We start from the raw sequence: 6,720 nt of genomic DNA, 5'->3' as shown, positions 1-6,720 counted from the left end.
TTAAAAGTTGTCCTACATTTGTTTAGCATTTTTAATAATTAATGTCAATTTGACGAAATAAAAAAATTACATGTCAAGCCGTAATATAATATCTTTTGACAATCTGTCACTACAAGAATTCGATACCGAAACTGATTTAATTCCGCTTTTAACTCCCGAAGATGAGGAAGAAATGAATAATGAAGAATTACCAAATTCTTTGCCAATTTTACCCTTACGCAATACGGTTCTTTTTCCAGGCGTTGTAATTCCAATTTCGGCGGGAAGAGATAAATCAATAAAACTTATAAACGATGCTAATGCAGGAAATAAAATTATTGGTGTTGTTGCACAAAAAAATGAAGAAGATGAAGATCCAACAAAAAATGATATTTATACCGTTGGAACTGTAGCTCAAATTCTTCGTGTTTTAAAAATGCCCGATGGTAATATCACTGTTATATTACAAGGTAAAAAGCGTTTTGCCATTGATGCTGTTAACACCGAAAAACCATATCTGAAAGCTACTATTAAAGAAGTTGAAGAAAAGCGTCCAGGCAAACATGACACGGAGTTCCAAGCAATTATTGATTCTACAAGAGAATTAGCTATCGAAATCATTAAGGAAAGTCCAAACATTCCATCTGAAGCTACTTTTGCGATAAAAAATATTGAAAGTCAATCTTTCTTAATCAATTTTGTTTCCTCTAATATGAATCTTACAGTTAAAGAAAAACAAGATTTATTGATGATTAACGCATTAAAAGAAAGAGCTTTAGAAACTTTGCGTTTTATGAACATCGAGCTGCAAAAATTGGAATTAAAAAATGATATTCAATCCAAAGTTCGTTTCGATTTAGACCAACAACAACGTGAATATTTTTTGCACCAACAAATGAAAACCATTCAGGAGGAATTGGGTGGCGTTTCAAATGATCAGGAAATTGAAGAAATGCGCTTGAAAGCTAAAACTAAATCTTGGGATGCTAAAACTGCAAAGCATTTTGAGAAAGAAATTTCCAAAATGCAGCGCATGAATCCGCAAGCACCTGATTTTGGTATTCAAAGAAACTATCTTGAGTTGTTTTTAGAATTGCCATGGAATCACTATTCCAAAGATAATTTCGATCTGAAAAGAGCTCAAAAAATTATTGACCGTGATCATTTTGGTTTGGAAGATGTGAAGAAAAGAATCATAGAACATTTGGCAGTATTGAAATTGAGAAACGATATGAAATCGCCTATAATTTGCTTAACCGGACCTCCTGGAGTTGGAAAAACATCCATAGGTAAATCAATAGCAGAATCTTTAGGAAGAGAATATGTTCGAATTTCACTTGGCGGTTTACGAGATGAAGCTGAAATACGCGGACACAGGAAAACCTATATCGGCGCTATGCCAGGAAGGATTATTCAAAGTTTAAAAAAAGCAGGAACTTCCAATCCGGTTTTTGTTTTAGATGAGATTGATAAATTATCAAATTCGCACCAAGGCGATCCTTCTTCAGCATTACTTGAAGTTTTGGATCCAGAACAAAACAGTGATTTTTATGATAACTTTTTGGAAATGGGTTATGATTTGTCTAAAGTAATGTTTATTGCTACTTCAAATAATATGGCAGCCATTCAACCTGCATTGAAAGACAGAATGGAAGTTATCAAAATGACTGGTTACACCATTGAAGAAAAAGTAGAAATTGCACGTCAGCATTTATTCCCAAAACAATTGAAAGAGCACGGTTTAAAAACAAAAGATTTAACTATTGGCAAAAGACAACTAGAAAAAATCGTAGAAGGTTATACTCGTGAATCAGGAGTTAGAAGTTTGGAACAAAAGTTAGCTCAAGTTATCCGGAATGCTGCAAAGTCAGTAGCAATGGAAGAAACCTATAACTTAAAAGTTACCGACGAAGATATTATCAAAATTTTAGGCGCGCCCAAATTAGAACGTGATAAATCCGAAAGCAATGATGTGGCCGGAGTGGTAACAGGTTTGGCTTGGACATCGGTTGGTGGGGATATTTTATTTATAGAATCATTAATATCATCAGGAAAAGGGAATTTAACTTTGACAGGAAATTTAGGAACTGTCATGAAAGAATCAGCAACAATTGCTTTGGAATATATAAAATCTAATGCCGATATTTTTGGATTAGATCCAGAAATGTTATCCAAATATAACATTCACTTACACGTTCCGGAAGGAGCAACGCCCAAAGACGGGCCAAGTGCAGGTATTGCAATGTTGACTTCGTTAGTTTCACTTTTAACCCAACGTAAAATAAAGAAGAATTTGGCCATGACCGGGGAAATCACTTTACGTGGAAAAGTATTGCCTGTTGGTGGAATTAAAGAGAAAATCCTGGCAGCTAAAAGAGCAAATATCAAAGAGATTATTTTGTGTTATGAAAATAAAAGCGACATAGACGAAATAAAATCAGAATATATTGAAGGACTAACATTTCATTACGTAAAAGAGATGAGTGAAGTAATAGATTTTGCCTTGACAAATCAGAAAGTAAAAAACGCAAAAAAATTGTAAATTGGATTTTAAAAAATATAGGCAAGGCATAAGTAATAACGCTTATGCCTTTTCTTTTTTACTTTTTTTAATACCATATAAAATAATATCTTCGCATTTCCGTTACAGTATATAGCATAAGTCAATTTTGATGTTTAAAAAAGTAATTTGTATTGGGTTTTGTCTAACTAATTTGTTCAGTTATGCTCAAATTGGAGGAAAGTCAATATACCAATTTCTAAATTTAGTAACTTCACCCAGACAAGCAGCTTTAGGAGGAAAAGTGATTACCTTTTATGATAGCGATGTAAATCAAGGACACTTTAATCCTGCAAATATAAATCCAGAAATGGATAATAAATTGGCTATAAATTATGGAAGTTATTTTGGTGAAGTTACCTACGGGACAGCTTCTTATGCTTATACTTATGACCGTCATGTCCAAACATTTTTTGGTGGCGTGAATTATGTAAATTACGGAAAATTTGATGGCTATGACGAAAACGGTCAGCAAACATCAAGTTTTACTGGAAGCGAAATAGCTTTGACTTTTGGATATGCCTATAATATTCCGGGTTCTGATTTTTATATTGGTGGGAATGCAAAATTGATCAATTCTACTTTAGAAAGTTATAGTTCATTTGGTGCAGCAATTGATATTGGTGCGATGTTTATTGATACACGTAACGATGTAAATTGGGCGATATCCATTCGAAATGTTGGTGTGCAAATTACACCTTATGCCGAAACGCGTGAAAAGTTACCTTTAGAAGTGCTGATTGGAGTATCGCAACTGATGGAAAATGTTCCAATTCGTTGGCATTTAACCTTAGAAAATATGCAACAATGGCAATTGGCTTTTTCCAACCCAAATAGGGCACAGGGTTCTTTAGACGGTGGGTCAACTCCAGAGAAAGTTTCTATATTTGGAAACGCATTACGCCATGTTATTATTGGTGCCGAATTGTTTCCTGAAAAAGGTTTTAATTTACGTGTGGGTTATAATTTCAGAAGAGCAGAAGAATTGCGTATCTTGGAACAACGAAATTTTTCTGGACTTTCAATAGGTTTCGGATTAAAAATGGGGAATATAAAATTTAATTATTCTTATTCTAGATATACCTTAGCAGCCAACACAAGTCTATTTGGCTTGACAATTGATTTTTCAAATGACAGATAAAAACTAATGAAACCGAAAATTCACGAACACCAAAAAATAAAATTGTGAGTAAAAAAATCACTATAGCCATCGACGGATTTTCTTCCACAGGGAAAAGTACACTAGCCAAACAATTAGCCAAGCACTTGGGTTATGTTTATGTTGATACGGGCGCGATGTATCGTGCGGTGACTTATTTTGCTATGCAAAACGGTTATATAACAGCTGATTTTTTTGATAAGCAAACTTTAATTAACAGTTTGCCTTTTATCAAATTGCATTTCGAATTTAATCCTCAATTGGGCTTTGCCGAAATGTATTTGAATGATGTTAATATAGAAAAGGAAATCAGAACAATTCAGGTTTCTAATTTTGTTAGTCTAGTTGCAGAGGTTTCTGAGGTTCGTGCCAAATTGGTGGAACAGCAGCAAGAAATGGGAAAAGGAAAAGGTATCGTTATGGATGGTCGCGATATAGGTACGGTAGTATTTCCGAAAGCAGAACTCAAAGTTTTTATGACAGCAAGTCTTGAAACTCGTGCACAAAGACGTTATGAAGAGTTAAAAGAAAAAGGACAAGAAATCTCTTTTGAAGAAGTCTTAAAAAATGTTGAACAACGCGATTATATTGATACACATCGAGATGATTCACCTTTGTTAAAAGCTGATAGTGCCATCGAAATTGACAATTCCTATCTCACTAGGGAAGAACAATTCAAAGCCGTATTGGAAATGGTGGAAGATGTGACTAAATCGTTGTAAATATTTGTTTATCTCGATATAAATAGTAGATTTACGTTCTATTTTAACAAAATAAAAACTATTTTTATGAGTATAAAAAACAGATTAATTACCATGAACTTCTTTCAGTTCTTTGTTTGGGGTGCATGGCTTATTACGATTGCTAACTTTTGGTTTGGAACCAAACAATGGGACGGAACACAATTTGGATTGGTATTCGGAACTATGGGAATTGCATCTTTGTTCATGCCAACTTTAACCGGAATTATGGCTGACCGTTGGGTTAACGCAGAAAAATTATATGGTGTTCTTCATATATTGTATGCGTTGGTTCTATTTTATCTTCCTCAAGTAACTACGCCTGGCAACTTCATTTATGTAATGCTTTTGGCGATGTGTTTCTACATGCCGACAATAGCACTGTCAAATTCTATTTCCTATACGGCTTTAAAAAACAGCGATAACAGTGATGTAGTCAAAGATTTCCCACCGATTAGGGTTTGGGGAACAATTGGTTTTATTGCAGCTATGTGGTTAACTAATTTATCTGGAAATAAAGCAACAGCTTATCAGTTCTATATAGCCTGTATTGCAGCAATTTTATTAGGGCTGTATGCTTTTACATTGCCAAAATGTAAACCACAACACGTTAGGTCTGAAAAATCATCCTTAGTAGAATCATTAGGATTGGAAGCTTTTAAATTATTTGGCACTTATAAAATTGCTTTGTTTTTTATTTTCTCAATGTTTTTGGGTGGTGCTTTGCAGTTGACTAATGCTTACGGAGATGTTTTCTTGGATGAGTTTAAGCATGTTCCAAGATTTGCAGATTCATTTGTAGTTAAATATTCAACTATAATTATGTCTATTTCCCAGATTTCAGAAACGCTTTTTATTTTAGCTATCCCTTTCTTTTTAAAGCGCTTTGGTATTAAACGGGTAATGCTGATTTCGATGTTTGCCTGGGTATTGCGTTTTGGATTATTTTCTTTTGGAAACCCCACCGACGCTCTTTGGATGATTATTATGTCTTGTATCGTTTACGGAATGGCATTTGATTTTTTCAATATTTCGGGTTCATTATTTGTTGAAACTTCTACAAATAATAAAATAAGATCTTCTGCTCAGGGATTGTTTATGATGATGACTAATGGATTTGGAGCTATTTTAGGTAGTTTTACTTCAGGTTGGTTGATAGATAAATACTTTACGATGGCATATACTAAGTCTACTCATTTAGCAGCTTATTTGCAGACAGAGGTTGATAATTCGGTAATGTTGAATTTGTTAAAAGAGAAAAACATTGAAATTTTAAATGATGGTAGTTTTTCATCTGTGCTGATGATTAGGGATTGGCATAACATTTGGCTAGCTTTCGCAGGATATTCTTTAGTGATTGCAATTCTTTTTGGTCTAATGTTTAAACACAAACACAATCCCTATGATGTAGCGAATGTGAGTCACTAAAAAAAGGCCTGATAGTTTTTTAAAAACTGTCAGGCCTTTTTTATTCAATACAATTTCTATCTAGTCCTGAGGGGAGTTGGCTACCGTATAGCGCGGATAGCAGGAATAAGGAAACCAAGAATTCCCAAACCCTTCGCTTCTAAACTATTTTCTATTTATCTATCCGTCTATTATCTATTTTCTCTTTATAATTATTTTGTAATTAAGAATTTATGCTTACTTTTGCCAACCTTTTGGCGAAGAAGAGTTTCCTTTAGGTATCAAACATTTATATATAAACACTGTTGTGTTTTTATCGCATTAAGAAACTCGAAGAACATAACATACAAATTATTTTATCAGCATGGCTGTATTAAACAAAGAACAAGAAGCGTTTTTAAATGATTTTAACTGGCATAACTATGCAGAAGGAATTGACGCAGTAGATCAAAAAAACTTGGAAGAGTTTGAGAACTTAGTTACAAAAACTTTTATCTCAACTGACCATGAAGAAGTAGTTGAAGGTGTAGTAGTTAGAATTACTGACAGAGACGCAATTGTTGACATCAACGCGAAATCAGAAGGTGTAATTTCACTTAACGAATTCCGTTACAACCCAAACCTAAAAGTAGGTGATAAAGTAGAAGTATTAATTGACATCCGTGAGGATAAAACTGGTCAGTTAGTATTGTCTCACAGAAAAGCAAGAACAATAAAATCTTGGGATAGAGTTATTGCTGCAAACGAAACAGGAGAAATCGTTCAAGGTTTTGTTAAATGTAGAACTAAAGGTGGTATGATTGTAGATGTCTTCGGAATTGAAGCGTTCTTACCAGGTTCACAAATTGATGTGAAACCAATCCGTGATTACGATG

Annotated in this window: 5 protein-coding genes; all 5 read left to right on the top strand. The window is 33.9% G+C overall.

Features of this window, described 5'->3' with window-relative positions:
• The first annotated feature begins 70 nt into the window (after positions 1-70).
• A complete protein-coding gene (gene lon, locus ACOYLP_RS09870; protein ID WP_422856005.1) occupies positions 71-2,521 on the top strand; it encodes an endopeptidase La in 2,451 nt (816 codons plus the stop codon).
• 130 nt (positions 2,522-2,651) lie between these two features.
• A complete protein-coding gene (gene porQ / locus ACOYLP_RS09865; RefSeq protein WP_422856004.1) occupies positions 2,652-3,680 on the top strand; it encodes a type IX secretion system protein PorQ in 1,029 nt (342 codons plus the stop codon).
• 44 nt (positions 3,681-3,724) lie between these two features.
• Positions 3,725-4,420, top strand: coding sequence for a (d)CMP kinase (gene cmk, locus ACOYLP_RS09860; protein ID WP_422856003.1), 696 nt, complete (start codon positions 3,725-3,727; stop codon positions 4,418-4,420).
• A 66-nt stretch (positions 4,421-4,486) separates the two neighbouring features.
• Positions 4,487-5,866: a nucleoside permease gene (locus ACOYLP_RS09855; protein ID WP_422856002.1), complete on the top strand. Its 1,380-nt coding sequence runs from the start codon at positions 4,487-4,489 to the stop codon at positions 5,864-5,866.
• A gap of 343 nt (positions 5,867-6,209) precedes the next feature.
• On the top strand, positions 6,210-6,720 hold a 511-nt coding region (locus ACOYLP_RS09850), incomplete at its 3' end, for a S1 RNA-binding domain-containing protein (protein WP_422856001.1).

The organism is Flavobacterium sp., assembly GCF_049318325.1.
In the GTDB taxonomy this organism is placed as follows: Bacteria; Bacteroidota; Bacteroidia; order Flavobacteriales; family Flavobacteriaceae; genus Flavobacterium.
Note: the sequence above shows the minus strand (reverse complement) of the source record. Positions and strands in the feature narration are given on the sequence as shown.

Coding starts and splice junctions, on each gene's coding strand:
- lon (WP_422856005.1), top strand. CDS start 71: ATGTCAAGCCGTAATATAATATCTTTTGACAATCTGTCACTACAAGAA.
- porQ (WP_422856004.1), top strand. CDS start 2,652: ATGTTTAAAAAAGTAATTTGTATTGGGTTTTGTCTAACTAATTTGTTC.
- ACOYLP_RS09855 (WP_422856002.1), top strand. CDS start 4,487: ATGAGTATAAAAAACAGATTAATTACCATGAACTTCTTTCAGTTCTTT.